Annotated in this window: 3 protein-coding genes; all 3 read left to right on the top strand. The window is 39.9% G+C overall.

Features of this window, described 5'->3' with window-relative positions:
* Positions 1-802 (top strand): PBSX family phage terminase large subunit (locus tag SMIDD26_RS03755; protein WP_246746885.1); only part of this gene is annotated, 802 nt, incomplete at its 5' end.
* Positions 803-813: 11 nt separating this feature from the next.
* The gene (locus SMIDD26_RS03760; RefSeq protein WP_061439012.1) at positions 814-2,241 is read left to right on the top strand and encodes a phage portal protein; all 1,428 of its coding nucleotides are present in this window, start codon (positions 814-816) and stop codon (positions 2,239-2,241) included.
* Positions 2,210-3,974 (top strand): minor capsid protein (locus SMIDD26_RS03765; protein WP_061439014.1); only part of this gene is annotated, 1,765 nt, incomplete at its 3' end. The genes SMIDD26_RS03760 and SMIDD26_RS03765, both read left to right, overlap by 32 nt.

Consider the following 3,974-nt stretch of genomic DNA (forward strand, 5'->3'; position numbering starts at 1 on the left):
TCGTGGAGAATTGGATGACGGTCTTTTTTATAAGTTCTTTTACTCTTACAACCCACCAAAAAGAAAACAGTCTTGGGTGAATAAGAAATATGAAAGCGTCATACAGCCTCCTAATACCCACGTACACCATTCGACATACAAAGATAACCCTTTTATCGCCAAAGAGTTTATAGAAGAAGCAGAGGCCACGAGAGAGCGTTCAGAGAAGCGTTACCGTTGGGAGTATCTGGGCGAGGCTATCGGTTCGGGTGTAGCACCGTTTGAAAATCTGGTATTCCGCAAGATTACAGATGAGGAGCTAGCAAGGTTTGATAACATTCGGCAAGGTAACGACTTTGGATATGCCAATGACCCTCTGGCTTTTGTAAGATGGCATTACGACAAGAAGAAACGTGTTATCTATGCTATTGATGAGATTTATGGCGTGAAGATTAGCAACCGTGAATTAGCTGAAAGAATCCGTGAGAAAGGCTATCAATCTCAGATGATAACCTGTGATAGCGCAGAACCTAAGTCGATTGATGAGTTAAAACTGCAGTTGAATATTCCGCTTGTTCAAGGTGCTAAGAAAGGTCCTGATAGTCGTGAGTATGGAGAGCGCTGGTTAGATGATTTGGATGCGATTGTGATAGATCCAGAACGCACACCGAATATTGCACGAGAGTTCGAAAGTGCCGACTATGCAGTTGACCGTGATGGAAATCCCAAACCCAAGCTAGAAGAAGTAAATGATCACACAATCGACGCTACTAGATATGCGTTTGAAGACGATATGAGACAGCCAGGAATATCATTCTGGTAGGAGAAGGAGAAATGTTGAGTAATTGGTTTAAATGGTTAATCAGGCGGTTGTTGATTAAGAATACAACCCAAAATGAAATACTAGAGATTGAGATAAAAGAACACCAAAATTCTGAGAAAGTAAGCACGATGAAAGAGGCTTACAACTACTATCGAAATCGCACGGATATTCGAAATAAGAAAGTAGATGTGGATTGGCGGACGAATTCAAGGATTGAATTAGGTTTATTTAAGAAACTGGTAGACCAGAAGGTCGGTTATTTATTTTCTAAAAAACCAACAATCTCTCTTGAAGGAGAAAAATCACAAGATTTCCTAGATAGTGTGTTTGACGAGGACCTTTTATCTACGATTAAGTCGCTCGGTAAGGAAGCAGTGATGAAAGGAATAGCTTACGGCTTGCCTTATTACGATGAGAACGGCCGTCTACGCTTGTTTAAAATCCCAAGTGAACAGATTATCCCTTTTTGGAAAGACGAGCGTCATTTAGAACTATCTGCCTTTGTACGTGTCTACAAACAGGCAGTCTACGAAAATGGAGTAAAGAAGACTAAAACATTTGTAGAATACTACGATGAACAAGGAATTACAGATTATATCTGGACAGGTTCACACCTTGAACTCAATCCACTATCTAAGGAAACCAAGGGAAATTTTTATTATGTCAACGCAGACGGCACACGGATCCCTTATACTTGGGAGAAAGTCCCTCTGATTCCATTCCGCTATAACGAGTATGAGGACGGTCTTTTAGTCCAAACCAAGTCTTTGATTGATAATATTCAACTTCAAATGTCTACTAACGCTGATATGTTGGCAGATATGCCGAAACTGATTTATGTTTTGAAAAACTATCAGGGCGCAGACTTGGGCGAGTTCATGAATAATCTGAATAAGTTCCGCTCTATTAAAGTTTCTAGTGATGGTGGTGTAGATACCCTACAAGCAGACAATGATACTGGCGGAGTTGAAGCAGATATCGAACGCTCTCGTAAGTTCTTGTATGAGGCTGCAAGAGCCATTGATACCCAAGATGATAATCTAGGCAATGCAAGTGGCCAAGCTCTTAAATGGCGCTATACAGACCTTGATTTGGACTGTAACGAGCTAGAAAATGAGTTCCAAAAAGGTATCAAGCAATTCCTTTGGTTTGTAGAACAGTATGCAGCTAACAAAGGAGTAGCGTTTGATTCATCTAAATTTACTTATGTCTTTAACCGTGACATCATTTCAAATGAGTCTGAAGCCATTCAAGATTGTGTGAACTCAATCGGTATCTTAGACGACCTAAGTATTCGTGAACAACACCCATGGTATCAACCAGAGGTTGAGAAACGGTTGAAAGAACAACAAGAACAAGGACAAGATCCATACTCTCGGACCAATTTCAAAAAGGTAGAGGATGACCATGACGACCAAGGACAAGAAAAAGATAGATGAGTACTGGACTGAGCGAGCTTTACAACAGGAACAAGACGCTCAGATAGTTGCTGATAGATACATGGCACAGATTGGCCAATCCTTAGCTGACTATAAACATCAGTTGGTTTCTGAGATTGAGAAGTTCTATGCCAGGTATGCAGTTGATAATAAAATGACTCATGCAGAGGCCAAGCAATATCTGACAGATAAAGAGCGTAGAGAGTTTAAGAATGTAACTCTTGAAAGATTCCGTGAGATGGCTTTAAATCCTGACACACCGACACCTTTGTTGGACGCCTTGGGATATCGCCATCGTATTAGTCGCAAGGAGGCTTTGCTTGCCGAAATTGAGCGTCTGACGGCTGAACTATATGGAAAGCCAGACGGCATACATGACAAGGTCACAGAGGCTCTGAGTGACGTCTACATCAAAGGTAAAATCCATCAAGCTAAGAACTTGGTTCATTTCGGAATCATAGAGAAACCAATATTGGGTGTCGATGCAGTTAAGCATAAGATGGCTAGTAACTGGAGTGGTAAAACATTCTCAACGAATGTGTGGGGACACGATGCAGCTGTTTATAAATCTATCAGCGATACAATCAACAAAGGCCTAACAGGCGGTTGGTCTATTGATAGAATGGCTAGGGCTCTTTCTGAACGTACAGGAGTTGCCTATCATAGGGCTGATACGCTTGTCAGGACTGAGACGACATTTTACAACAACCTTGCAACGCTAGATACTATCAAGGAATTAGGTGGTGACCACTACGAAATCGTAGCGGTATTAGACAGTCGTACAAGTGAGATATGCAGGTTAGAAAATCACGAGGTTCATTCTGTTAAAGAATATGAACCAGGTCGAACCGCACCGCCATTTCATGTTCGTTGCCGTTCTACTATCAGGCCTGCAGTCAAGTCTGATAAGAAAGGCAAGGCTGATAAGACTGACAGGACAGAAGAAGCAGAACAGATTAGCCCATATCTCGATATATTACTAAATAACGCCCCTGTAAAAATGGCAAAAGAGAAGCGTTCTCTGGACGAAATCTTTGCAGGTTGGGAGCGTGAAGGGGAAGCGATTAAAGAAAAACTGTTTGCGAAAGACTATAAGGAAGATACGAAATCTACGGATAAATTCTCTGAAGGACTAGATACAAAGATAAAAACTTTAGCAAATTTCTCTAATAATTCTAGAAAATGGTATAATGATTACGTAGAGAAAACTTTGTCTATTGAAGATATTGAAAATGTTAGCGAAAAATTAAAAGAAGTTTTCGCTAATAGCAGTTATGCTATGCGTTTCAAATCTGAAAATATAGATAAATTGATAGATTCAAGTAGATTTTTGAACCAGTTTGAAACTGGAACAAGCGGTGGTACTGTAAATGCGAAGTATCGTCGTCAAGCAAATGAACAACTTTTTGGTTTGCAAGGTAAAAGGCTGAAAAAACCTGAATTTGAAAAGTATGGCTACTTTGGAAATAAAGATCCTTATGAAGATTTTATCTATAATCTAAAAGCCTACGCTGGTGTTGAACAGTATGGTGATATTATCGTTCATTTTTCAAAAGAGAAAATAGCTGATAGAACAACCTTTACAATAAACAATAGTTTGGGTCCAGCCGCTTTCAAAGACCTTGTTGCTGACAATCCTAACAAACCTCGTCTTGTAGGAATTGATAAAGATTATCTGGAAGATTATACTTCTATCTTAAAAAATGCGAATATAGACACTCCAGAAAAAGTAA

Source organism: Streptococcus mitis (assembly GCF_001579035.1).
GTDB classification, from domain to species: Bacteria; Bacillota; Bacilli; order Lactobacillales; family Streptococcaceae; genus Streptococcus; species Streptococcus mitis_J.